Source organism: Janthinobacterium sp. NKUCC08_JDC (assembly GCF_019345575.1).
GTDB classification, from domain to species: domain Bacteria; phylum Pseudomonadota; class Gammaproteobacteria; order Burkholderiales; family Burkholderiaceae_D; genus Janthinobacterium; species Janthinobacterium aestuarii.
Genome location: NZ_JAHKQW010000066.1, coordinates 1 through 226 on the forward strand (window position 1 = coordinate 1; position 226 = coordinate 226).

The following is a 226-nucleotide window of genomic DNA, read 5'->3' on the forward strand; positions in this document are numbered from 1 at the left end:
GAACACCACGGCCGTGACGGGAATATTGTGGCGCACGCAGGTCATCGTTTCCATCAGGCTCATGCCCCAGGCGCCGTCGCCCGCATACGACACGGCCGGACGGTGCGGCGCGGCCACCTTGGCGCCGATGATGGTCGGGAACGCGTAACCGCAGTTGCCAAAGCTCATCGCCGCAAAGAAGCTGCGCGGCTTTTCAAAGCGCAGATAGCTGTTCGCCACCGAGTTG

Annotated in this window: 1 protein-coding gene; it reads right to left on the reverse strand. The window is 63.7% G+C overall.

Features of this window, described 5'->3' with window-relative positions; translation table 11 throughout:
* Positions 1-226 (reverse strand): thiamine pyrophosphate-dependent enzyme (locus KO538_RS29145; protein ID WP_257620658.1); only part of this gene is annotated, 226 nt, incomplete at both ends.